Genomic DNA, 25,238 nt, shown 5'->3' with positions numbered 1-25,238 from the left:
TTTATAGGGCTATTTAGCATAAGGTTAATTGAGAGGACTACACAAAGGTATTAACAAATCATCTTTACAAATAAAAAAACTCATTATACTGTATTTCAACACTATAGCTCGAAAAAACTTATTATTCTTGAAATACACTTTTTAAAGTCTACCATATCTATAGGATAATTATAAAAATGTTGTTATTTTTACCTCAAATTTTTATTCATGGATTTTCAAATAGGTCTTGTAATTGCAGGTTTAGTTGTAGGTTTTGTCGTGGGTTTAACGGGTGTTGGAGGCGGCTCTTTGATGACTCCAATTTTATTATGGTTTGGCATCCCTCCAACAACAGCGGTTGGTACCGATTTATTATATGCCGCTTTTACCAAAATGGGAGGCGTTTTTGTACACCATAAAAAAGGCAATATCAATTGGTCTATTACAGGCTGGCTCACTCTGGGTAGCGTTCCTGCCGCTTTACTGACTTTATGGATCCTGAATAGCATCAAAACTGACATTACTACCATAAATGCCGTCATCAAATACAGTTTAGGATGGGCACTACTATTTACTTCTATTGCCATTCTATTCAAGAAAAAACTATTGGTATTTTCACAAAAACATGCGGGAGATAAGTTTCACAGCGAAAGTCATACGCAAAATATGCTCACTGTTGGAATTGGAATTTTATTGGGATCAACCGTAACCTTGACATCAATTGGAGCTGGTGCATTAGGTACCGTTACTTTGTTTTTCTTATATCCGCTCTTACCCACTCCACGTTTGGTTGGTACCGAAATCGCACACGCGGTACCTCTAACACTGGTTGCTGGAATCGGACATGCCTCAATGGGAAATTTAGATCTTATTTTATTGGGACAATTATTACTAGGATCGCTCCCGGGAATTTTTATCGGAAGTATGCTTAGCGGTAAAGTACCTGATTTATTTCTTAGAAATGCCATTGCAGTGATGCTTTTCCTGGCCGGTTATAAATTGATCTTTTAAATTAATTACAGGCTTTCAAAAATAGAATCTGAACCTAAAATAAAAAGACCATTTCAATATTTTTAATGAAATGGTCTTTTATATGAATTCTGAATGAAAGATCTAATTAAAATGCAATATCCGCCAACGAGTTACTTTCAAGAATTTTTAGGGTATTATCTCTAACCTCAGTCATTAATCTTCGTGCAGCACAGGTTGATTCATCATCACAATCGTCGCACCTTTCATAAAAGTTATGACTTGCACAAGGCAGCAATGCAATAGGTCCTTCCAGAATACGATAGACTTTAGCCATACTGATGTCTTTGGGGTCTTTTATCAGATAGTAACCACCACCCTTTCCTTTTTTAGCTCCTAAAAAACCTGAGTTTCTAAGCAGCAGCAAAATACTTTCTAAAAACTTAATTGAAATATGTTCACTTTTCGCAATTTCTGCAATTTGTACCGGCTCATTATTTTCACGTCTGGCCAAATAAGTTAAAGCTTTAATTCCGTATTTTGTTTTCTTTGAAAGCACTTTTTATATATTTTAATCGCTATTGCCAATTTTAGGCCTCTGACCTAAAACAACAATCGTCTTGTTTTTCTGCCACAAAAATAAACTTTTTAAATGAGAATAGTAATAGAACAAAATTTTAAATTCTACTAAATTGATATAGTTTAAACAAAGCCAAATAAAAAACGATTTTCAACTGCATTTATTATGAGTCAAAAATCGTTATTTATTTAAAATCAATTCCTGGTTCAAATCTAAAATTATTTTAAGAAAGCGCCTGTTTTAAATCGGCAATTACATCTTCTACCGTTTCCAAACCTACTGAAACACGTACTAATCCCTGAGTTATTCCAACCGCTAGCTGATCTTCTTCAGACAACTTACTATGTGTTGTTGAAGCAGGATGCGTCACAATCGATCTCGTATCGCCAATATTTGCCGATAGGGAACACAGTTTTATTTTATCTAAAAATTTTCTTCCGGCTTCAATTCCGCCTTTAATTTCAAAGGCAATAATATTCCCCCCCAATTTCATTTGCTTTTTGACAATCTCATATTGCGGATGTGATTTCAGGAACGGATATTTGATGCTTTTTACATTTGGGTGTCCTTCTAAAAACTCCGCTACTTTTAAAGCATTTTCACAGTGCTTTTCAACACGAATTGCCAATGTCTCTAAGCTTTTTGACAAAATCCATGCATTAAACGGAGACAAAGCAGGACCTGTATTTCTGGAGAACAAATAAATTTGTCTGATTAAATCTTCACTTCCAACCGTAACTCCTCCTAAAACTCTACCCTGACCATCGATCAATTTAGTTGCTGAATGCACAACTAAATGCGCTCCAAATTTTATAGGCTGCTGAAGATAAGGTGTCGCAAAACAGTTATCGATAATTAAAATCAGATTGTGTTTTTTGGCAAGATCTCCCAACAATTGTAAATCGATTACATCAACACCCGGATTTGTAGGCGACTCTGCGTATAAAATTTTTGTATTTGGTTTAATGAATCCTTCGATTGTTTCCGGCTTAGTAATATCAAAATAAGAGGTTTCGATGTTCCATTTCGGAAAATAAGTCATAAATAAAGCGTGTGTCGAACCAAAAACACTGCTCGCTGACACGATATGATCTCCTGAATTTAATAACGCTGCAAAAGTAGAATATACTGCTGCCATTCCGGTTGCAAAAGCATAACCCGCTTCGGCACCTTCCATTTTACAGATTTTATCAACAAATTCCGTTGTGTTCGGATTGCTAAAACGGCTGTAAATATTTCTTTCTTTTTCTTCAGTAAAAGAAGCTCTCATGTCTTCGGCATCTTCAAATACAAAACTTGACGATAAGTATAATGGCACCGAATGCTCTAAATACTGACTTCTTTCTAATTGTGTTCTGATGGCTTGGGTTTCAAAACCAAATTCTTCTGTGTTCATTTTTTTATTTTTGTTTAACACAAATTGCACTAATTAGCACAAATTCGCTTTTTTATAAAATTTCACAAAGATTCACAAAGCAAAATGCAGTGCATCACCTAGAATTTAATGTGAATTTTCATGGTGTGATTAAAAATCAAAAAATTATCTAATTCTCAAATTGACTAAAACACGAATTACACTGATTAGCACAAATTCGCTTTCTTTTATAAAATTTCACAAAGATTCGCAAAGCAAAACAAAGCGTTTCGCCAGAAGTTTAATGTGAATTTTCATTGTATAAAAGTGGTCAAAAAATTATCCAATTCTCAAATTGACATTATCCAATTACTTTAATTCTTCGTTGTTCAGGACTACCTTATATTTTACGGTAGCGGTAGGCTCAATTGTTTTAGAAACCGAGCAATATTTCTCAAAAGAAAGCTGGGCTGCCCGTTGTGCTTTTTCAGGGTTAACATCTCCTTCTAAATAAAAAACCACATTGATTTCTTTAAAAGGCTTCGCTTCACCAACCTGTACACGCTCTCCTTCTACCTCAGCATTAAAAGAAGTGATCTCCTGACGTTGTTTTTTTAAGATCGAAATCATATCAATGGCACTGCATCCCGCAACACCCATTAATACAAGTTCCATTGGGCTTGCACCTAAATCGCTTCCGCCAAATTCGGCTCTGCTGTCAACATCCACTACATGACCACGTTCGTTTTTAAGTTTAAAATGAAACGCGTCATTTACTCTGTTCAAAGTTACTTTCATTGTGTTGTTATTTTTTTTTTACTTTTTATTCTTTATAATCTTGTCACTTCGACGTAAGGAGACTCGAGCGATAGCGAACAGACGAAGTAAATCACATTAGATTGTTGACAAAGATTAGAATGTTTCGTTGCGGAGTTCCTTGTGTGATTTCTCCCTTCGGTCGAAATGACAAACTGGACCTATAAATCTGCAATCTCAAATCTACAATCTACAATCTCAAATTCCTTACCCTTTATCTGATAATCTCAAAATATCACCAAACACTCCTCTCGCTGTTACCGCAGAACCTGCACCGGCTCCCTGGATTACGATTGGACGGTCTCCGTAAGACTCTGTATAAATTTCAAAGAAAGAATCAGATCCTTTTAATCCGCCTAAGGCAGTGTCAGAAGGCACCGAAACTAGTTTTACTTCTAAGATTCCTTTATCGTTTTGCAAGTCTCCAGACAATTCACCAATATATCTTAACACGTGATTCGGCTTTTGATCGGCTTTTATTTTTTCATAAATCGGATCGAACTCTTTCAATTTCGTTAAGAAATCTCCAACGTTACCTTCACGCAAATGCTCCGGAATTAAGTTCTGAATCGAGATTTCTTCAAACTCGTTCTGCAAGTCCAATTCTCTTGCCAAGATCAATAATTTTCTTCCCACATCATTTCCGCATAAATCCTCACGAGGATCCGGTTCTGTGTATCCGTTATCAATCGCTTCCTGTAAAATCTCACTAAACGGAACGTCTTTCGCAGAAAAATTATTGAATAAATAACTCAATGTACCGGAAAATACTCCTTTTATCTTTGTGATGTTTTCTCCTGAAAGGTGCAATAATTTAATCGTATCGATTAATGGTAATCCTGCACCAACATTGGTTTCGTACAAATAATTCTTCTGGTTTTCGGCTAAAGATTTTCTCAATTCTTTATAAAAACCATAACTCAGTGTATTGGCTACTTTATTAGAAGAAATCAAATCAAAACTACTCTCAACCAACGGAATATAATTCTCCACAAATTTTGCACTGGCTGTATTATCAATCGCAATCAGGTTTTCTAAATGATGTTGATTCGCATAAGCAATAATATCCTGAATGGTATAGGCAAGTCCTTCCTTTTCAATGTCTGTTTTCCAGTTCGAACTTACTCCGTTTTTATCTAAAAGTACTTTTTTGGAATTAGCGATTGCAAAAACATTCAGTCTCACATCTTTTCTTTTCTCGATAGCGTCAGTCGATTCTAAAATCTGGTTGATTAAGGTTCCTCCCACTAATCCATGACCAATAATGGCAATATTGATTTTTTTGGAAACTCCGAAAATCTCACCGTGAATTACGTTTAAGGCTTTATGTAGTTCTGATTTTTTAACAACCAAACTCACGTTTTTACCCGTAACGGTGTTATTGAACAAAATCGGAACAATTTTATTTTTGATTAATGCTGTGTAGGGTTTATGAAAAGTACTCAAATCCTGACCGATAATCGAAATTACCGAAACATTATCGGTTACCGTGATTTGATTTACATCTTTAGAATAGAAGTCATTTTCGAATTCTTTTTCTAATTCAACCATCGCTAATGTAGCTTTGTCGGTCGCCACCACAAGACCAATGCCTCGCTCTGAAGAACCTTGCGAAATAATACTCACACTGATGTTGTGATCGCCCATTACTTTAAAAATTCGGGCATCCACACCTGCTTTTCCAAGTAAGCCGCGGCCTTCCAGATTCACCAAAGATACATTCTCTAAAACAGAGAGTGTTTTAATTCCTTCTTTAGCAGAGTCTGAAGTAATCAAAGTCCCGCGATTTTCATGATTAAAGGTATTTAAAATACGAAGCGGGATATTTTTTTCCAGTAATGGAATGATTGTTTTCGCATGTAAAATGGTAGCGCCAAAATTGGCTAATTCATTCGCCTCATTAAACGACAGGAATTCGATCTTTTTAGCATCGGCAACCAGATCAGGATTTGCTGTGTAAATTCCGTCAACATGCGTAAAATTTTGCAATTCTTCGGCATTTAGATAATTCGCAATTAGCGATGCGGTATAATTACTCCCGTTTCTTCCTAAAGTTGTTGTATCGTTGTTATTGTTAGATCCAATAAAACCGGTCACGATGTTAACCGTTGAACCGTTGTGTTCTTTAAAATAATTGATCACATTTTTCTTAGAAAGCTGTTCCAAAGGCTGTGCATCACCAAATTTAGAATCGGTTTTCAACAATTCTCTTGAATCTACAAAATTTGCAGGAACTCCTTTTCCAATTAAAATGGCAGTCAGCAATTTAGCCGAAAGTAATTCTCCTTTTGATAAAATCTGATCTTTAATTTTATTGCTGTAATCCCCAATAAGACTTACTCCTTCAAAAAGTTTATCGAGTACATTAAATTCTTCCGACAAATCAACCTGAGGATAATCTGAAATCTGATACGCTTTAAAATTCTCAAATAATGGTTTATAATCCCCATTTTTCGCAGCAATTTTTAAAATGTATTCTAACTCGTCTGTTGCATTTCCGCGGGCCGAAACCACAACAGCTATTTTTTCATTCTGCTGTACTTTATCCGTAATAATTGAAACTACTTTATTAAGTCCTTCTCCGTTTGATAACGATTTACCGCCAAATTTTAATATTTTCATTTTATTTTTCTATTGTTTCTGCCTTAAAAATATCGGCAAGTAAATGATCTAATTGTTTGTACTCGATTAAAAAAGCGTCATGTCCGTGAACCGAATCTATTTCGCTGTAAGAAACATTGTCTTTGAACTTTTTTAATTCCTTAAAAGTTTCCCGATTTTCTTTGGGTATAAAAAACAAATCCGAATTGATTCCGATAATGTGAATCGCAGCGTCTGTTTTAGATAACAAAGTCTCAAAATCCTCTCTGTTTCTGGTGATGTCTATGGTTTTAAGCAATTGGTTCATCAATTTATACGAAGCCAATTGATATCTTTTCTGTAGTTTTTCACCATGATGCGCCAGCCAGCTTTCTATATTAAAAACAGGACGGTTGGCATTGATGGTACGTTGAAATTTCTCTTTGAATGATTCAGGAGACCTGTAACACAACATAGCATGAATTCTGGCATCTTCAATAGGTTTTGAAGAATTGTTCAAAATTTGCTCTTGTAAATAGCAATTTGCGATCATCCAGTCGGTCGACTTCCAATCTGTTGCAATGGGAATCAGGTTTTGAGTAATATGGGGTTCTAATGCAAGAATTTCCCAGGCGATGCCACCACCAACAGAACCTCCGATAATGGTATGTAGTTGGTGAATATTTAAAAGCTCCAGACCTTTAATAAAAATGCGGGCAATATCTCTGGTAGTGAAATCCTGATAGTTTTCGATGATAAAGGAATCATTTCCGTTTCCGGGCACATTAAAAGCCAGTACGGTAAATTTATGGGTATCGATTGTTTTCTCTTCCCCAATAAGGTCATTCCACCAGCCGTTTGCTCCGGTGACCTCTGCATTCCCTGTCAAAGCATGGTTAACGAGAACAATAGGCGCACTATACAATGGTAAACCGGAAAGTGTAAAACTTAAAGGTAATGATGAGTAGGACACACCACTTTCGGTGATGAATTCCTGAATTATAATGGGACTTGGTATATTTTCCAATTTCAAATCTTTTTAATTTTGATTTGTATGTGGAAATATTAGAAAGAAAGTCTAGAGTGAAACCAGAAAATTTCTTGTTGTTATCTTTCCACGTTTGGGCGTGGTAGAATGCAGCACCTTCTTCGAATTAACGAAGGGTTGCTAAGGATTCATCGGGTCTAATCCCTCGTCCTTTCTTTATAACATTTCAATACGTTTTTGAACTTAAAGGTGCAAATTAACTACTAATTTCTCAAACAAACAAATTTTATCGAAACTGATTCCTCAATTTCTTAAACATAATTCAAACAAAAACTAGTGTACGCAAAAAATTACCGAACAATTTGCCCAGTAAAATTAAGCAGGTTTCCCTCTATTTTATGATGCTTTTAGATTTAAATAAAAAGCGTTTCATTCTCTTTTGAATACATCAAAAATAATAATGAATCCGGATTTTTCTTCTCCGCTTTTTTATTTGTTTCAGTCACCCCGAATCTTGAATCGGTCAATTCATTTGTTGGTGGTGCATTGTTTCTTTTAGCTCTAATGTTTTTCAATGTTGAAAAAGTCTTTGTTAGGTAGTTTATTGTGCTCATGACATTTAAGTTTATGTTAGTTTGCGTGTTATTATCTTTATTTTATGTTTATTTCTTTGTTATCGTAACCAAATGGAATAAAAAAACCCTTTTGGGTTTTTAATACCAAAAGGGTTCAAGTTTTTTACAACTTATATATACTTTTAGTATCAACAGACGCATACACAAATACGTGCGACGTTAAACATCTTGTTCATCTGTAGGGACTTATTCATCTGGGACTTAATTACTATTTTAAAAAATTCTTGCATTTTTTCTATTTTAATAAACTTCTTTAAACTTTAGAAATATTTCTAATTTACTCTTCTTTTAATCAACAGAGTACAAAACTTTTGCCTCAATCGATGTAACTTTCATTCAGAATACTAAATTATTTCTTCTTTAGTTTTGAAGTCCTACAAATTTGCGAATATTTTATCAATTATGCAAGTGAGACTCAATAAATTAATCCCAAAAAACGTTAAAAAGCGACCTTTTTAGGTTAAAAAACATCTTACAAAATTAACATATCACTATTTAAAAGATAAATCTTACAAAAAATAACTTAAAAACTTTCCTGTTTCATTATATCAAAGAACAACTTACTAGTATTTCGAAACCACTTACAACCAGACTGCTTCTTTATTTTTGATCTTTTCGGCTACTTTTAAAATATCTGTAATTACACCCCTTGAAATGGCTTGCTTACAGGCCGAAGCACTTTGAATCACAATTGGAACAGCTGCATACGATTGTGTATAAATTTCGAAAATGGTATCTGATCCTTTCAACTGACCTATTGCTGAAGTAATGGGTTCTGAAACCAGTTTGACTTCTAATGTGTTTTTCACAACATCAAATTCTCCCACATATCGCAGTACATGATCATCTGCCTGACTAATCTTAGCAATTTTAAACGATCTGTCGAGCGCTTCTTTATTCAGAATGCCGTTTTGCTCCAGATGCTCTTCATTAATAAGGGAATTAATTTTTATATCTGACAGCTCAAAATCTTTTCCAATTTCTCTCGTGAGAATCAGTAATTTTCTGGCTGTATCATTTCCGGATAAATCTTCTTTAAAGGTGGAACGCATTAAACCGAGTAAACTCGCATCTTTTAATAAAGAAGAGAAGGTTGTTTCTTCGGCAGCAAAGCGATTAAAAACATAACTCAGATTATCTGAAAAAACACCACGAATCTTTGTGATTTTTTCGCCTGAATAATACAAGTCTCTCAAAGTTTGTAAAACCGGGAATCCGGTATCTACTGAGGTTTCATACAAAAACTCTTTGTCGTACTTTTTAAGGTTTGACCTGATCTCTTTGTATAAATCAATCGGCAATGTGTTGGCTTTTTTATTTACCGCTACAATATTAAATCCGTTTTCGATCAATGTATTATAATGATGTATTAACTCATCGCTCGCCGTAGCATCTACAGCGATTAAATTTTCAAATTCATTTTCTTTGGCAAATTCAATAATATCCTGAACCTTAAAAGGAACGGCCAATTCCAGAAAATTGGTTTCCCAAGCATATCCTACACCTTCTTTCTCGAAAAAAGCTACAGTTGAATTGGTGATAATCGGAAAGTGAAAATCGATATTCTTACTTTTGAGAAAAAACTCCTGACTTTCAATAATTTGATTGATCAAAGTACTCCCTATATTTCCAATTCCAAAAAGGATGATATTTATTTTAAGCTTTGACATAATTTTACTTTTTAATTTTTTAAACCTTATAACTATTTTAAGCACACTGTAGCACTCTACATTAAACCTCAACACCTATAAGGTTTAAAACTTTTATACTGATTTGCTTTTTATAAAAAATCACCTCTAGCAGAACTCACGCTGCTAAAGGCAATTTTTCAAACAAAAAACAAAAAAACCTAGTTTTTATTAATGCTGTGTTGTGACTCGGTCACGCTTGCAAAAACAGTTTGCAAGTCAGCAATTAAATCTTCTATATCTTCCAATCCAACGGAAAGTCGAACCAGATCTTTTGAAACTCCCGTTTCTAATTGTTCGGCATCAGACAATTGCTGGTGCGTTGTACTTGCCGGATGAATGATTAATGACTTTGTATCACCAATGTTGGCCAGAAGCGAGAAAAGTTTGGTTTCATCTACCACTTTTTTGGCGGCTTCAAAACCTCCTTTTAACCCAAAGGTAACAACACCACTTTGCCCTTTTGGCAAGTACTGCTGTGACAGGTCATAATATTTATTGTTTTTTAAACCCGGATAGTTCACCCAGGCTACTTCTTCCTGTTTTTCTAACCAGGAAGCCAAAGCCAAAGCATTTTCGCTGTGTTTTTGAATTCGAATTGGTAAAGTCTCTAGTCCCTGAATGATCTGGAAAGCATTAAACGGACTCAAAGCTGCTCCAAAATCACGTAATCCTTCGATTCTGGCTTTAGCAATGAAAGCGGCATTTCCTAAAGCTTCGTGATACACTAAGCCGTGATATCCCGGTGAAGGTTCTGTGAACTCAGGAAATTTACCATTCGCCCAGTCAAACGTTCCGGCGTCGATAATGGCTCCTCCTAATGAGGTTCCGTTTCCTGAAATATATTTGGTAAGGGAGTGAATGACAATGTCTGCTCCGTAAGCAATCGGATTTAATAAATAAGGAGTAGCTACTGTATTGTCTACAATAAAAGGAACTTTAAATTTTTTAGCCTCCACTGCAATCGCTTTCAGATCAAGCACATCTAATTTTGGGTTTCCTAAAGATTCAACAAAAAATGCCCGTGTGTTTTCTTTGGCAGCTTTAGTGAAATTTTCGGGTCTTGAAGGATCTACAAAGGTAGTTGTGATCCCTAAACGCGGTAAAGTTACACTCAATAAATTATACGTTCCTCCGTACAAACTATTAGAAGCCACAATATGATCTCCTGCTTTTAGTAAAGTTAATAAAGATGTGGAAATTGCAGAGGCTCCTGAGGCTGTAACTACTGCCCCAATTCCACCTTCAAGTGCCGCAAGACGTTGTTCCAAAACATCATTTGTAGGGTTATTTAATCGGGTGTAAATAAATCCAGCTTCAGCAAGACCAAACAAATTGGCTGCGTGATCTGAGTTGTTAAAAACATACGATGATGTCTGATAAATTGGAACTGCTCTGGTTCCTGCATTTTTAGTAACATCGTGTCCTGCGTGTAGTGCGTTTGTGGCAAATTTTTGTGTGCTCATGATTTCTTAGTTTTAGATATTGTTAATAGCTTTTGGTTTATTATTGATTTCTTAAGTCGTTTTTTATCTCATATAAAAAGATCTTCTTCTTCGTGTAAATACATTTGAAAGAGCAGGGAATTTGATTCACTCGAATACAACTCTCCTTTTATTTTAACTGCATTCTCTCTTTTGTTCTTAACTATACCTGCAAATCGTTTAAAATCTGTTTTCAATCGGTATAAAATCTCTCTTAATATAATATGTAGTGTTTTCATGATATTCGTTTTAGTTTCAGAATTAAAAAAAGCCCTTTCGGATGGCGACCAAAAGGGCTTATAGTTCTAACTATAACAAAGATTCACTCTTTCACTTTTGGTAATAGCAATTTGGGATGCACATTTGCATCATCTCACAACACATCATCATACTATTTGCTATTGTTTTCATTTCTATTTGATTTAAAATTATTGTCTTTTTTTAATTCGACTAATTCTATAGAGTAAATGTAATAAGTATTTTCTGAACTACCAAATTAAATAGTAATATTTAATGTAAAAATTTTATTACCCCTTGTGAATACAGGTCTTACGCTGAAAAAAAAGCCACAGATTATATTGATTAAACAGATTTGAATTCATCTTACAATCATTTTAACTCTTATAAACTGTGGCCAATATTATGTTATTTAGAATTTAAAGCTCAATCTGGCAAAACCAAATCTCCCGTTCAATCCAAATTGTGATACTGCTCTGGAATAAGCAAACTGATTGGCGTTGCTTAAATCTGTACTTGGCGCAGGCGACAATGTTGGCGTTGTATTAGTAAAGGCAGGCGTTGCAGGATTGTTACGGTCCGGATAAACATCACCTATATTATTAAAACCAACTGTGAATCTGAATTTCTCGTTAATCTGATATCCAAAAGACAAATCGGTAACCAGCTTAGCGCTGTATTCAGGATGTTCGTAAACAGAAGATGATCCGTCTAAATTTACATCAGTCGCTCCCGGGTCTGTCACCGCTCCGAAATAACTGTTTCTCAAATAAATGTCCAGTTTTTTGATACTAAAGGTAGTCATCAAATTGGCTTTCAATTTTGGAATGGCTTCTTCTAAATAAATTCGGCTTGACTCCGGAAAGAATGAATATTTAAAAGGCTCTCCACCTGCATTGATAATGGATTGAGGAACATTTAATTCTCCAACTCTTTTGGTGGTATTGTAGCTCAATGCAAAATCATTTCTGATCGTGAAATCCGGAATAACATTGTATTTATGCGAAATTACAACATCAATACCTTTGGTCTCGGAGTTGATTCCGTTTGTCCAGAACGAAGCTCTTTCCACACCTTTTAAGTCAAATGCCTGTTGAAATAAGGTTAGAGCATCTTTTTGCTCCGGTGATGTTGCTCCATTTATCTGTGCATCTGTTGGCCTGGCATACTGTCCTGTAAGCACCACTCTGTCATCGATTCTGGTAAAATAAGCATCTGTTGCAATGGTAATGTTTGCTTCAGGAATTTTGAATGTAAATCCAGTACTGATACTTTTTGATCTCTCCGCTTTTAAGTTTTCAACTCCAATACTTTTGGCCGCTTGTGAATCGTTTGTAAAGTAACCCACCTGATAAGGAGAACCGTTTATGAACTGAGTTGAACTGCTTTCGAAATATTTTTGCTGTAAGGAAGGGGCTCTAAAACCTGTTTGTCCTGAAATCCTCCAGTTGATATTGTCTGTTAATTTCAAAAGAGACGCCAGTTTAAAGGTAACTGTACTTCCAAAATCAGAATAGTTCTCGTAACGTGCTGCTCCGTTTAGAAGCCAGTTTTCTGTTGCATTTAATTCTAAATCTACATAAGCTGCGCCACTTTTTCTGTCTTTAACTTTAGCATCTGAAGGCTGAAACCCCGAAAATCCTTGTGCTCCGGCTCCACGCTTATTCCCAAAAAAGTCGGTTACTATTAAAGGTGAATTGCTTGGTAAAATTCCCGGAACCAAATTTCCGTTGGTATCATACAGTCCGTAAGAAGCTTCTTCTCCTTGTTGAATCTGATACTTTTCATATCTGAATTCTCCACCAAAGGCAACGTTTAGTCCATTTAAAACATCGTACTTTTTACTTAAATCCAAGTTGGTTGTACTTTGCAAAAACGAAACTTTACCGGCATAAAAACTTGAAGCCGAATTTGTTCCCAAAGTAGCATTAATAGTATTGTTCACATCATATTTAAAAGAGTTTGTTCCAAGGTTTGTACTGATATCTGTATCAAAACCAAATAATTCTGTAGTAGCTCCAACCGCTGCAGAAGCATCTAAGATCGAAGATTCTATTTCTGGTAAAAATCCGTTTTGATATACCTGCGTAAAAGTTCCTGAACCGTTTGGAAGCCTATTAAAAGCATACGATCTACCATTTCTATAAGACAAACCTCCAAATGAATATAGAGATGTTGTTTCTGTTAACGGATACTTTGTATTGTAATATAATTGTCCAGATGCTAATTCAGACTGACCTACACTCATATTATAGTCGCTTCTTTCCTGACCTCTGTACGCCAACTCATTGTTGGTTACATCAAAATTCAAAGCAGTTTGCATTTGCGCAATAGTACCTGCCGAAGCAATTGCATTTTGCTGTGCCGGTGTAAAGTAACCCACCTGTGGTGCATACTGTTTCAGCGAATTCAAAATTTGCGCTGAATTTGGGGTATTATTAATATTACTAAAAAATGAATTAATGTTCACACCGTTCTGAGCTGCTCTGTTCTCGACAGCATTGTAGGCATTAAAAATTGCGTTGCTTCTAATTCCTGCGCGGCTTGTTGCTTGTCTGGTCACAGCGCTACCGGTAACATTAAGGAAACTCCCTGCTTTACCCAAAGAGGTTCCGTAATTCAAATCAACTTGTAAATTCTGACCATCAGCTCCTCCTTTAAAATTATTCGATCCCGAAGATAAGTTGGTACCATATTGTATATCTCCTGAAAGATAATTGGCATTCTTTTTCAATACGATATTAATAACTCCCGCAATCGCATCCGAACCATACTGAGCCGCTGCACCATCACGCAAAACCTCGATTCTTTCAATAGCAAATGAAGGTATGGCATTTAAATCTGTTCCTACAGACCCTCTTCCCGGTGAACCGTTAATGTTGACTAACGAGCTTGTATGTCTTCGTTTTCCATTTACCAAAATCAAAACCTGATCCGGCCCTAAACCTCTTAGCTGCGCAGGGTCAACATGGTCTGTTGCATCTGCGGTGGAAGTTGCATTACTGGTAAAAGAAGGTGCCACATAATTTAAAATTTGGGTTACACTGGTTTGTGGTGCTCCTTTTGTTATTTCTGAAATATTAAAAACGTCAACCGGAACCGGTACATCTGTTTTTACTCTGTTTTTGCTGCGTGACCCTACAATGGTCACTTCGGTCAATTCATTATTTTTTAAACTGTCCTGTTCTTTTTTATTCTCCTGCGCATAAATGCCCGAAAAGGTCAAAAGACTTAAAGCTACTACTACATTCTTTTTCATTACTTTTTTCTGGTTTTATATTGTTTTCTGACTTAAAAAGTGATTTACAATCCGGTTTCTTTTTGAAACAAAAAAACCCCTGCGAGTGGCAGAGGTTCTATATGTATATTTCTTTAAAAAAAACTACAACAGTGTCTCTGCGGAAGGCTCCGGCATCATACATGACATATTGCAAATCGTTAATTTCATTTTTTGTTTTATTTTGATGGGGCAAATTTGCGAACTATTTTTTAATCGGCCAAACAAAAACCAAAATAATTTCTATTACCCTATCAAAATAGTATGATATGTTAAATTTCTGCTTCTAAAATCAAAAAAATGAAAAGTTTAATTTGCAAATCAAAATGGTTTTATACCTTTGCACGCGAATACAGAGGAAAAATTTGAACTGATTGCAACCTCTTCATAATGAAACGGTTCGTTATGGGTACTGAAACATAGATTTCGGTAGTAAAAAATGCTAAAGCAGAAATTCTCCTTTAGCCCTTTTTAGCAATTATTTTTTCTCGCTTAATTTTAATTTAATAAATTATTATGGCTTATTTATTTACGTCAGAATCTGTTAGTGAAGGGCATCCAGACAAAGTTGCAGATCAAATTTCGGATGCATTAATTGATAATTTTTTGGCATTTGATGCTGACTCAAAAGTAGCTTGTGAAACTCTGGTTACTACAGGTCAGGTAATTTTAGCTGGTGAAGTAAAATCGAATACTTACCTTGATGTGCAGCAAATTGCTCGCGAAGTAATCCGTAAAATTGGATATACTAAAAGCGAATATATGTTTGAGGCTAATTCTTGTGGAATTCTTTCGGCAATTCATGAGCAATCAGCAGATATTAATCAAGGGGTAGACAGAGCTAAGCCAGAAGAGCAAGGTGCTGGAGATCAAGGAATGATGTTTGGTTACGCTACAAACGAAACCGAAAACTTCATGCCATTGGCACTTGATTTGTCTCATAAATTATTACAAGAGTTAGCTATCTTAAGACGAGAAAATAAGGAAATCACTTATTTACGCCCTGATGCTAAATCACAGGTAACTTTAGAATATAGTGACGATAATAAACCAACTCGTATTGATGCGATTGTAATCTCAACTCAACACGATGATTTTGACGAAGAAGCCACCATGCTTGCTAAGATCAAAAAAGATATTATCGAAATTTTGATTCCAAGAATCATTGCTAAAAATCCAGCGCACGCGCACTTATTCAATGATAAAATCAACTACCACATTAATCCAACAGGAAAATTCGTTATTGGAGGACCTCACGGAGATACTGGTTTAACAGGAAGAAAAATTATCGTGGATACTTACGGTGGAAAAGGTGCTCATGGTGGTGGTGCTTTCTCAGGAAAAGATCCAAGTAAAGTAGACAGAAGTGCTGCTTATGCAACACGTCATATCGCTAAAAACTTAGTAGCAGCAGGTGTTGCTGACGAGATTTTAGTACAGGTTTCTTACGCAATTGGTGTTGCTGAGCCAATGGGTATTTTTATTGATACTTACGGAACTTCTAAAGTAAACTTAACTAATGGTGAAATCGCTAAAAAAGTGGAAGCTATTTTTGATATGCGTCCTTACTTTATCGAACAACGTTTGAAATTAAGAAACCCAATTTATAGCGAAACTGCGGCTTACGGACACATGGGACGTAAACCAGAAACTGTAACTAAAACTTTCTCTGCTCCGGGCGGAAACGAAAAAACAGTTACTGTGGAATTGTTTACTTGGGAAAAACTTGATTTCGTTGATCAGGTAAAAGCTGCTTTCGGATTATAGATCTTAAATTATTAGACAACTATTTGTCTTAAGTATAAGAAAAACCGATTTCTATTTTTAGAAATCGGTTTTTTTATTTTAATATCTGACGAGCTGTATCATTCGACAAAATCAATATTTTAATTCAACGCAGATGAAACGGATTTACTTCGTAAAAACGCGGATCAAAACAAATTTTTTCTTGGCTTCTTTACTGGAAGAAAATTCAAAAAAGTAGGTATACAATTTGAATTATAATCCAATCCGAAAATAGGTATAACAAAAAAAGGCTTTCTAAAATTTTAGAAAGCCTTTTGGTATTTTCAGCTAATTCGATAGTTTTCAAATAGTAAATCCGCTTTGATCCGCATTTTTACGAAGTAAATCTGCGTCATCAGCGTCTAAAATTCAACACAAACCACTATTTTCTAACGCTCTAATTGTACGTTTGGTAAGGTCTTAGGACGACCTGCATCATTCGATAAAATCCAGCCTGTACGGTAGATCCATTCGGTCATTTTGCGCAATTTTACGAAGTCAATGTTTTCAGACTCGTCCATCGGTGTATGATACTGACTGTGTAAAACACTGGTATAAAAAACAGACGGAATTCCTTTTCTGGCATAAGGCAAATGATCGGAGCGAAAATAAAAATACTCCGGATGTTCCGGTCTGTCCCAAAGTTTGTCTAAATCAAATTTAGGCCCTTCATCGTTTGCTTTTTTAGCAATAGCAACTAAATCTGAAGAATTTTCGTGGGGAGAACTGGACCCTAAAAGAGCCGCCTGATTGACATTGTTTCTTCCAATCATATCTCCGTTTAATACCGCAACAATGTCTTTCTCTGGAACGGTAGGATGCGAGGCATACCATCTTGAACCTAACAAACCACGCTCTTCTGAACCATGGAAAACAAACAGGGAAGTTCTTTTTCCAGGCTGCTTTTTATAGGCTCTTGCAATGGCCAGCATGGCAACACAAGTACTCGCATTATCATCGGCTCCGTTGTAAATAGAATCCTGTCCGTACTTTTGTCTTACACCGTCGTGATCCTGATGTCCGCTAAAAAGAACATATTCATTTTTTAATTTTGGATCAGTTCCTTCAATTTTACCAACAACATTCACTGAAGGATATTTATACGTTTCTGAAATTACTTCTGTCGACAATAGATCTTTGGTACTTTTTAAATATTCCAATTGGTCGTTGTGCACCCAAAAAACAGGCATTGTACCACCTATTTTATCACGAAAACCTTCAATTCCATAAATTCCCCTTGTCATTTGCGGTTCCACCTGAGACCAGCTTTGCTCTGCCAATTCATCGGCAACCATAATAAGGGCTGTTGCTCCCTTTTTGACTACAAGATCGTAATATTTGTTTCGAACCAGACCCGGATAACGTCTGTCAAAAAGCGAAATATCGTCTGCGATTCCTTCTTTGGATGCTAATAATACAACTGCTTTCCCTTTGATATCGGCTTTTTCAATTTCTTCTTTTGTAGCCGCACCCAAATAAAGCAATGGTGCATCTACTTTAATGTTCGTGGTTTCCGCTACTAAAACATCTTTCCACAACTTGTATTCTTTTTGTCCAATTTTAAATTTTGTATTCGGAGTCACCTGATGCCTGTACAAATCAAAAAACTGAAAATAGGTTCCATCATCACCTGCAGGAGCCATTCCTGCTTCTTTGGCTTTATTAGCCAACCACATTGATACTTTTAATTCATCTAAAGTTCCTGCTTCACGACCATTAAAGTGATCACCAGCCATTTGGTACATATCGGTTTTGAGGTCTTTATCTGTAATTGCTGAAACTAAAGGTTTTTTAATCGCCTGCGAAAAAACTACTCCTCCGTAAGCCATTAAAACGAGGATCATTTTATTTTTCATACGTTTTAAATTTAGTATTCCAAACTTAGTGATTTAAAGAGAAAAAAACACTTCTCAGGCTCTGAAACATTACTGAAATACAAAATCAGCAAAATGCCGGCATCCTTTTTTTAGCATTGTCATTTTTATTTGTTTATCTCTTACAATTCATTTTACTTTATACAAAATATCTGATAAAAAATGAGCAGACTACCATCCTTACAAAATGTTCTAAACGCAACGCTAAAAACGGTTCTTCGATTTCCGTTAGAAATAATCACCGCCATTTCAGGAACTATATTTGCCATCATTCTTAATGAAGTGCGTTACAATAATTCCAACAAAGAGTTTTACGAAAAAGTTTTAATGAGCTGTTCATTGTGTCTGGTTTTATTTCTCTCCATCAGCTTATTTTTCCTCGCTTCTAAAAAAAATAACATAATGCGCTTTACAGTCAGTATCGTTTTAGGGAGTCTGGTTTTTCTGTTTGTGAATAGTTTTCATAAATACACAACGGATGTAGAAATACAGCAGTTTTTTGTCCTGAATATTGTATTCCATTTGTTAGTTTCATTTGCGGGTTTTCTGCCCAGAACTTATAATCAGGATGAATTTTGGGAATTCAACAAACAGCTTTTCCTTAGAATTCTAACGGCCGGTTTGTACAGCATCGTGCTTTATTCAGGTTTGGCCTTGGCAATTTTGGCCGTCGACAAGCTTTTTAATGTTGATTTTTACGATCATATTTATCTGCATGTCTTTTTTATTATTGCCGGAATTTTCAATACGACTTTCTTTTTGAGCGGAGTTCCCGAGACTAATAGCCCTCAGGCTCCATTGGTTTTGAATTATCCTAAAGGACTTAAAAACTTTACTCAGTTTGTACTATTGCCTTTGATAAGTCTTTATCTGGTTATTCTAATCTGTTATGAAGCAAAAATTATAATAACCCTTTCACTGCCTGTCGGCTGGGTTTCTTATCTCGTTCTGGTGTTTGCAATTTTCGGAATCCTTTCCTTTTTATTGGTTCATCCTATTGCGACAGAAACCGGTAATCTTTGGATGCGAACTTTCAATCGTTGGTTTTACTTTCTGTTGATTCCGCTATTGGGATTACTTTTTTGGGCTATTTTATACCGAATAGATCTTTACGGATTTACACATGAACGCTATTATGTGCTGTTAATGTCGGTATGGTTATCAATTGTTGTGGCCTATTTTCTCTTTCAGAAACATCCTAAAATAAAGTTCATTCCAATAAGTTTATGCCTTGCAGGTTTGTTTTCTATAGCCGGACCACAAGGCGCCAATTCGATTTCGAAATACAGTCAGCTGACCCGATTTGAAACTTATATGCAGAGAACAGACGACAAAAAACTAAATTTCAAACAACAACAGGAGCTAAGCAGTATTGTGTCTTTTCTAACGAATAATTATGGTATCGAAATTATGGTCCCTTATGCCAAAACCAAGCTGGAAGCACTGCTTAAAAAAGAGAAAGACCCAAGCGATTATGAAATCATGGAAGCTTTAGGCTATGAATATGAATCCAGCTATGCCCGCGAAGAAAACAAAAGTGAACAATTTTATTATTCCAACTACGACTTAAGTACGGTGGAGAATATTCATGGTTATGATATGGCTTTCACCCTTTCCAATAATGACTCTTTCGAGTGTACCGACTGCATCAAAATTAACAACAAGAGTTATTCGATTACCTCCACAACTGAAGATTACGGCCTCAACTTAAAGATCAATCAGGATAATATTCCTTTAAAAATTACTGATTTTGTGAATGCAAATCCGAAGTTCAGTCCAAATCACAATTCGAATAAAAAAATTAATCAGGAAGTTGAAACGGATCATTATAAAATTTTAATTACTTATCTTAATGCGAGCGGCTCACTGAAAAACAAAAAGAAAACATTAAATTATTACAACATAAAGGTCCTGGTGAAGATCAAAAATCAGTAAAAATAAACCCGACAGTTTACCGGAAACTGTCGGGGTATTACTTTACGAAAGACTTCGATTTTAATATGTTCCGTTTTGCATTTTTTCTAAGACTTCTTTCATCTCGCTTACTGTTTCTTCATCCTGAACTGTCCCGGAGTACTGCAATGCTTTTTCCTGAGTTTGGATTGCTTTTTCTTTTTGCCCGTTTTTATAATACAGCTGTGCTAATGTATCTAAATAATAAGGATTGTTTTTAATTACAATCAGACTGTATTCAGACCAATTAATTGCATTTTTTACAAAATCAACATTGTCCTGTTTTGAAACAACTTCCCAGGCTGCTGAATTGCACAGATCAGAAAAATATGCTTTCAAAGAATTCCATCCTTCAAAAGAAAATTCACCAGAAGAATCCAGTGCATTGTACAATTCGTCTAATCTTTCAAACGGATTGCCTTTTTCTAACGATAAATATTCATTAAAGAAACCATTAAATTCTTTCGGATATGCAGGCTCATCTTCCAGAATAGCAAAATAGTTTTTATAAAAAAACAAGCTACCCTTGCCTGATTCGATTAACTTTTTATAACTCTTAATTGTCTGATTTTTATTTGTTTTACCAGGAATTTCATCCCCTAAACCGTTACCATTCGTATACAAAGCGTTGGAAATTTGATCTACTAAAGAAAAACCCACCGGTATAGTTGTTTTTTCTTCGCCTTTGGTTGCTTCAATCGCATCATAATGCTTAATTAAATAATCAATCGCAAGAAAATCAGTAGTATTAAACACTCTGTCTTCATTAAAAAACAACTTATAAAACCCCTGATTATTAATTTCTTTAAGGATCGTTTCAACCAAAAGCATATTCGGTTTTGTATCTTTTTGATGGTTTTCAATTACTTTTTTCCAAATTTGCAAAACATTCTTTTTTTCAAAAGTAAACTTACCCAGTTTAAAACCTGTCGAAATTACTCCATTTTCTGTTTCGGAACCTGTGTCATAATCCCCTAAAATGGCTGCTTGGTTAAAGGCCGCAATCAGATCAGCATCTGTCGCTTTTTTATTTCTGATAACCTTATTAAAAATATAGAAAGCATTTGCTTTCTCAAGCTTTTTTGGAAATCCGTTATAAAAATTAAATACTCCTTTCTCCTCCTCTAAAGTAGATTTCACACTGGTCAGAACATCACCGGCATTATTTAAAACAATCACACTGGGTGTATCTGAAAACTTATTTTTCTTAAGCCAGTTTTTATCATCTGCACTCGCAAAATAATAATTAAAAACATCAAATTCAGCATGATAGGCATCATACATATTAGTTGAAATTTCTGCTTCCCTATCTTTCACAAATTGATCAAAATCGGCTTTTGCGGAAGGATTTTTATCGTCTGAATAAACAACCAAAAATTTCATTTTTGAATTTTTAGTTGCCGCAATAGCATCCTTTAAATTATTTTCGATTTTAAGTTTAAAATCGAACTTCGGAGAATCGTTTTCCTCTACACCAGCTATACTATCTGTAGAAACCGCTTCATTGCCAAAATTTTCATCAACTAACGACTCTTTGCCTGGATAGGTCCAATTAGGAATGCTCTGACTCTCAATAGCACTAACTCTTACTTCACTTTCAGGCTTCTGCTCTTTCTCATTTACAAAAAACAACGGATTCTTCCCTCCTTTATCAGAAATCTGAAGTTTATTTGTTTTCTTATCCAAAAAACCGGAAATCTTTAAGTCCTTCTCAATACCCGAATTGTATTTAATTGTTACTTCTGCAACATCCTTCGGCAGAGCATACTTATAAAGCTTAGTTTCGGTTTCAGAACCTTCTAATACTAAATACAAAAAATCACTTCTATCAATGTTAAATTCTATATCCGCATCTCTCCATTCCGGATCTATTTCATTCTTAATATCTAACAGTTTTTGATATTGAATTGCCCCACTTCCTTTTTGTGTTCCTATATAAAATGGATAAAAAGAAGGATCTATAAATTTAACTTTAACTTTTTTTGCATTCTTATCCTTTATCATAGCAAGATCGAAACCTTCTTCAGTGCTCAACTCTTGAGAGAAAGTTAATGAATCTCCCTTTATACTGTAATCTCCCGAATACAATATTAATTCGTACTTATTATTCTCTAATAAATTTAATTTGATCTTTTGCCCTCTGTTCGTCGACAGATAAGTTCCTTTTTCAATACTTTTTGTTTGAGAAAAAGAAGTAAAAACTAAACAAAAAAACATTAAAAAACTCCATGTAAAATTGCGCATGTTTAAAATTTTGGTTGTTAATATCGCGCGCAAAGATACCTTATTGTAATTGAAATTGAGTACTAAAAATATAACATTTGTACTTAAAATACTATAAATTATATTTCATCGAAAAGATAATATAACGAGGCTGTACCGTGTATTGCGAAACTCTTGTAGAAAACTGCGAAAAGCTATCATCATTAAGATATTTTGTATTTAAGAGGTTAGTCGCCGCTATTTTGTACTCCCATTTGCTGTCCTTTTTTTGATAAATTAAGCTTGCGCTCAAGAAATCATACTCGTTATCCACCGTTTTATTGCCATTATAATAATGGTAAAACTCATATTCGGAAACAAACGAAAAACTTTTCAGAAAGTAATAATCCAATCTGGCAAAAGGCTTATCTGTATAAAATGTTGATCCGCTATATTTGTTAATTAGTGCATTATATCCAAATTCGATGTTCGGAAAGTTTTTATAATTTGTTGAAGCTTTTACGGTATAGCTTTGACTAAAACTCTCCGTTGTTGCCAGAATATTGTTCTGAATATTATTGAATTTTGACCAATTGAAAGTTGCATTGGCAGAAGCTTTATAATTTTTCAGGAAAGAACGTCCGTAATTCCCCATTCCGGTAAAAGTTTCATCGGCCAGATTCGAATTATAGGGCGACGAAGACTGGTTAATTCCTTCAAAATTGGCTTTGGTTTTAATGGCATCTACTTTTTTAGTATAGGTTGCGTTGGCAAAAATGTTCTCAAAATTAAACATATTATATTTGAAATAACGCAGCGAATGTACCTGTGAAGTGGCATTTTCGAGATAGCGATTTCCTCTAAACAAACTGCTGTAATCGGACAAAACATAACCCGAAGCCAATTGATTGATATCGGTAAAATCGTTCGACAAAGAGAAATTATAGGTCAGCGTTTCTGATTTTTTGATTTGGTACAAGGCAAAAAAATCAGGCAATACTTTGACGAAGTTTTGCGAATAATCTGTTCCGGATTGGGTATTTTTCATGTTGTAGGTATGCACACTCACCCCGGGTGTCAAGGTAAATTTCCCAGCCAGTATCTTGTAGTGAAACCCCAGAAACGCATCATTAAAATCGTACTTTACCTGATTGTTATTCTCCGAATCATTCAAATCATTTTTAGTACCATTGTCCAGAATCTGAAAAATATGCGAATTAAAATCCTGATACGAAAATGTGCTTCCAAGGGTAATATTGATGTTGCTTTTTGGTGTTACCATATAGTAATAATCCAATTTAGCATCTACTTTATTTGTTTTCACAAATCGCTGCTGGTTCAGGTCGTTTCTATCCTGCCCTAAAGTATAGCCCGCCAGATCAAAAGGCTGTGTGCGCAAATTAGCATTGTAAAATGGATTTTCATCCTGATACAAATGCTGCATTTCAAAAGCAAAAATGTTTTTATCGCTCTGGGTATAATACAAACTCAGATCCTGATTTACCGAGGTCGGGTCCTGTTTTTTATTGGTTAAAATAGTCTCTAAAGCCGAAATATTACTCACAACCGATTCCCGCAGTAAATTGGTATCTTCATTTTGCTTGGATAATTTCGTGAGAATATCATAGTCAAACTGAAATTTGTCGTTGGGTTTATAACTCGAACTAAGTTTAAATAATCCTAAATTATTTTTCTGATGGGTCAGTTCATCTCTTTTTTGCTCGTTTCCCGAATCTAAAATAGTGGTTTGCGATTTGGTTTCCAGATCTGTTTTTGAAGTAGATAGTATTCCGAAACCGCTAATATTCCATTTTTTTGTAATGGAGTAGGCAAAGTTTGTGGCTCCGAATTTCGTTTCAATCTCTTTAGCACGATTGTTTCTCAGAATCGAAATTCCCAAATCGTTAGAAGAAACATTAAAATTGCTTCCTCCCTTTTTCATCATGTTTTTAAATCCGCCTGTAAACTTAAAGTAGTCCTGCGCTGTAAGTGGCAATTCGCCAATATTATTAAAATTGGTAATTAAGTTAATACTGTATTGCGGACTGTAATAAAACAGTTTAGGATTAATTATATAACGGCTATCGAGTTCTCCAACTCCAGTTCCGGCAGTTACATCACCAAACCAAAAGTTTTTTTTACCTTCTTTCAGTTTAATATTCATCGCCACATTGTCCTGATCGTTCTCTAAACCTTTTAATGCCTTAACTTCATTATAATTTCTTAAAACCTGAATTTTATCAATAGCATCGGCCGGAATATTTTTAACTCCAAGCTTGGTGTCTCCGTCAAAAAAGTCTTTTCCTTCGACCATTAATTTGCTGACTTTTTTCCCTTCAACCTCGATTTCTCCATCGGCATTTACCTCAACGCCAGGCAGTTTTTTCAGTACATCTTCCAGTTTTTTTTCAGTGCCGGACTTAAACGAATCGGCATTGTAAACGATAGTATCACCTTTAATCGACACTGGCATTTCGCGGACGATCTCAACTCCCTCCAACTCAATACCGGCATCGTCCATAACAATATTCTGAGCGATATTGGTACTGTGAGTCGAAACCGCAATTTCTTTCGATTTCATACCGAGATAACTGATTTTAATTGAATAAGAGGTGTTTGGCTTCAATGTCAATTGAAACTTTCCTTTATCATTAGTAATTCCGTAAGAATCCATAGCTTTGGTTACGGTGTTAACAGCCATTACATTGGCCATTTCCAGCGGATTCTTTTTCTCATCCTGGATAAAACCGTCAAAACGGACAGTTTGGGCAACACAAAGAGACGTCATTAAAAAAATAACGAAGACAAATATATTTTTCATTGGAAAAAAACTAAAA

16 protein-coding genes and 1 riboswitch are annotated in these 25,238 nt (G+C 35.2%); of the genes, 3 read left to right on the top strand and 13 right to left on the bottom strand.

Annotated features, from left to right (window positions below; genetic code table 11):
- Positions 1–207: 207 nt before the first annotated feature.
- Positions 208–990 carry a sulfite exporter TauE/SafE family protein gene (locus OGZ34_RS07235; protein WP_263362597.1) on the top strand — a complete coding sequence of 261 codons (783 nt, stop codon included), beginning with the start codon at positions 208–210 and terminating at the stop codon, positions 988–990.
- Positions 991–1,096: 106 nt separating this feature from the next.
- Here the strand turns inward: OGZ34_RS07235 and OGZ34_RS07230 are convergent, their stop codons facing one another.
- From OGZ34_RS07230 to OGZ34_RS07185, 10 genes are all read right to left on the bottom strand, one after another.
- The gene (locus OGZ34_RS07230; protein WP_008466594.1) at positions 1,097–1,507 is read right to left on the bottom strand and encodes an RrF2 family transcriptional regulator; all 411 of its coding nucleotides are present in this window, start codon (positions 1,505–1,507) and stop codon (positions 1,097–1,099) included.
- Between the two features lie 244 nt (positions 1,508–1,751).
- Positions 1,752–2,924 (bottom strand): trans-sulfuration enzyme family protein, encoded by a 1,173-nt coding sequence (locus tag OGZ34_RS07225; RefSeq protein ID WP_263362596.1) that lies wholly within the window; start codon positions 2,922–2,924, stop codon positions 1,752–1,754.
- 327 nt (positions 2,925–3,251) lie between these two features.
- A complete protein-coding gene (locus OGZ34_RS07220) occupies positions 3,252–3,680 on the bottom strand; it encodes an OsmC family protein (RefSeq protein WP_173966530.1) in 429 nt (142 codons plus the stop codon).
- A gap of 225 nt (positions 3,681–3,905) precedes the next feature.
- Positions 3,906–6,320 carry a bifunctional aspartate kinase/homoserine dehydrogenase I gene (thrA, locus tag OGZ34_RS07215; protein WP_173966531.1) on the bottom strand — a complete coding sequence of 805 codons (2,415 nt, stop codon included), beginning with the start codon at positions 6,318–6,320 and terminating at the stop codon, positions 3,906–3,908.
- A gap of 1 nt (position 6,321) precedes the next feature.
- Positions 6,322–7,305, bottom strand: a complete 984-nt coding sequence (locus OGZ34_RS07210) for an alpha/beta fold hydrolase (protein WP_246253239.1) — start codon at positions 7,303–7,305, stop codon at positions 6,322–6,324.
- 77 nt (positions 7,306–7,382) lie between these two features.
- A riboswitch (SAM riboswitch) is annotated at positions 7,383–7,491 on the bottom strand.
- Between the two features lie 188 nt (positions 7,492–7,679).
- On the bottom strand, positions 7,680–7,880 hold the full coding sequence (locus OGZ34_RS07205; RefSeq protein ID WP_026110069.1) for a hypothetical protein: 201 nt from the start codon (positions 7,878–7,880) through the stop codon (positions 7,680–7,682).
- A gap of 602 nt (positions 7,881–8,482) precedes the next feature.
- Positions 8,483–9,571, bottom strand: coding sequence for a homoserine dehydrogenase family protein (locus tag OGZ34_RS07200; RefSeq protein ID WP_173966533.1), 1,089 nt, complete (start codon positions 9,569–9,571; stop codon positions 8,483–8,485).
- A gap of 179 nt (positions 9,572–9,750) precedes the next feature.
- Entirely contained in the window at positions 9,751–11,055 is a 1,305-nt protein-coding gene (locus OGZ34_RS07195) for an O-acetylhomoserine aminocarboxypropyltransferase/cysteine synthase family protein (protein WP_263362595.1), read from the bottom strand.
- Positions 11,056–11,123: 68 nt separating this feature from the next.
- Entirely contained in the window at positions 11,124–11,312 is a 189-nt protein-coding gene (locus tag OGZ34_RS07190) for a hypothetical protein (RefSeq protein WP_173966535.1), read from the bottom strand.
- Between the two features lie 410 nt (positions 11,313–11,722).
- Positions 11,723–14,569, bottom strand: coding sequence for a TonB-dependent receptor plug domain-containing protein (locus OGZ34_RS07185; RefSeq protein WP_263362594.1), 2,847 nt, complete (start codon positions 14,567–14,569; stop codon positions 11,723–11,725).
- A gap of 534 nt (positions 14,570–15,103) precedes the next feature.
- On the opposite strand from OGZ34_RS07185, the gene metK reads away from it, so the two are divergent.
- The gene (gene metK, locus OGZ34_RS07180; RefSeq protein WP_173966537.1) at positions 15,104–16,354 is read left to right on the top strand and encodes a methionine adenosyltransferase; all 1,251 of its coding nucleotides are present in this window, start codon (positions 15,104–15,106) and stop codon (positions 16,352–16,354) included.
- Positions 16,355–16,761: 407 nt separating this feature from the next.
- Here the strand turns inward: metK and OGZ34_RS07175 are convergent, their stop codons facing one another.
- Positions 16,762–18,228 (bottom strand): M28 family metallopeptidase, encoded by a 1,467-nt coding sequence (locus OGZ34_RS07175; RefSeq protein WP_263362593.1) that lies wholly within the window; start codon positions 18,226–18,228, stop codon positions 16,762–16,764.
- Positions 18,229–18,408: 180 nt separating this feature from the next.
- Between OGZ34_RS07175 and OGZ34_RS07170 the strand changes: the two genes are divergently transcribed.
- A complete protein-coding gene (locus OGZ34_RS07170; RefSeq protein ID WP_263362592.1) occupies positions 18,409–20,181 on the top strand; it encodes a DUF4153 domain-containing protein in 1,773 nt (590 codons plus the stop codon).
- A 60-nt stretch (positions 20,182–20,241) separates the two neighbouring features.
- Here OGZ34_RS07170 and OGZ34_RS07165 read toward each other — a convergent pair whose 3' ends face one another.
- Together OGZ34_RS07165 and OGZ34_RS07160 are read right to left on the bottom strand one after the other, a co-directional pair.
- Entirely contained in the window at positions 20,242–22,443 is a 2,202-nt protein-coding gene (locus OGZ34_RS07165) for a CDC27 family protein (RefSeq protein ID WP_263362591.1), read from the bottom strand.
- Positions 22,444–22,534: 91 nt separating this feature from the next.
- Entirely contained in the window at positions 22,535–25,222 is a 2,688-nt protein-coding gene (locus tag OGZ34_RS07160) for a carboxypeptidase-like regulatory domain-containing protein (RefSeq protein WP_263362590.1), read from the bottom strand.
- Between the last annotated feature and the right edge of the window lie 16 nt (positions 25,223–25,238).

Origin of the sequence: Flavobacterium collinsii (assembly GCF_946903285.1) — a bacterium.
GTDB lineage: Bacteria > Bacteroidota > Bacteroidia > Flavobacteriales > Flavobacteriaceae > Flavobacterium > Flavobacterium collinsii.
This window is presented reverse-complemented; position numbering and strand designations above follow the sequence as displayed.

Bases quoted from the DNA above. Each gene is read 5' to 3' on its own strand.
- OGZ34_RS07165 (WP_263362591.1), bottom strand. From the start codon at position 22,443: ATGCGCAATTTTACATGGAGTTTTTTAATGTTTTTTTGTTTAGTTTTT.
- OGZ34_RS07190 (WP_173966535.1), bottom strand. From the start codon at position 11,312: ATGAAAACACTACATATTATATTAAGAGAGATTTTATACCGATTGAAA.
- OGZ34_RS07175 (WP_263362593.1), bottom strand. From the start codon at position 18,228: ATGAAAAATAAAATGATCCTCGTTTTAATGGCTTACGGAGGAGTAGTT.
- OGZ34_RS07220 (WP_173966530.1), bottom strand. From the start codon at position 3,680: ATGAAAGTAACTTTGAACAGAGTAAATGACGCGTTTCATTTTAAACTT.
- OGZ34_RS07160 (WP_263362590.1), bottom strand. From the start codon at position 25,222: ATGAAAAATATATTTGTCTTCGTTATTTTTTTAATGACGTCTCTTTGT.
- OGZ34_RS07225 (WP_263362596.1), bottom strand. From the start codon at position 2,924: ATGAACACAGAAGAATTTGGTTTTGAAACCCAAGCCATCAGAACACAA.
- OGZ34_RS07235 (WP_263362597.1), top strand. From the start codon at position 208: ATGGATTTTCAAATAGGTCTTGTAATTGCAGGTTTAGTTGTAGGTTTT.
- thrA (WP_173966531.1), bottom strand. From the start codon at position 6,320: ATGAAAATATTAAAATTTGGCGGTAAATCGTTATCAAACGGAGAAGGA.
- OGZ34_RS07170 (WP_263362592.1), top strand. From the start codon at position 18,409: ATGAGCAGACTACCATCCTTACAAAATGTTCTAAACGCAACGCTAAAA.
- OGZ34_RS07195 (WP_263362595.1), bottom strand. From the start codon at position 11,055: ATGAGCACACAAAAATTTGCCACAAACGCACTACACGCAGGACACGAT.
- OGZ34_RS07205 (WP_026110069.1), bottom strand. From the start codon at position 7,880: ATGAGCACAATAAACTACCTAACAAAGACTTTTTCAACATTGAAAAAC.
- OGZ34_RS07185 (WP_263362594.1), bottom strand. From the start codon at position 14,569: ATGAAAAAGAATGTAGTAGTAGCTTTAAGTCTTTTGACCTTTTCGGGC.
- metK (WP_173966537.1), top strand. From the start codon at position 15,104: ATGGCTTATTTATTTACGTCAGAATCTGTTAGTGAAGGGCATCCAGAC.
- OGZ34_RS07200 (WP_173966533.1), bottom strand. From the start codon at position 9,571: ATGTCAAAGCTTAAAATAAATATCATCCTTTTTGGAATTGGAAATATA.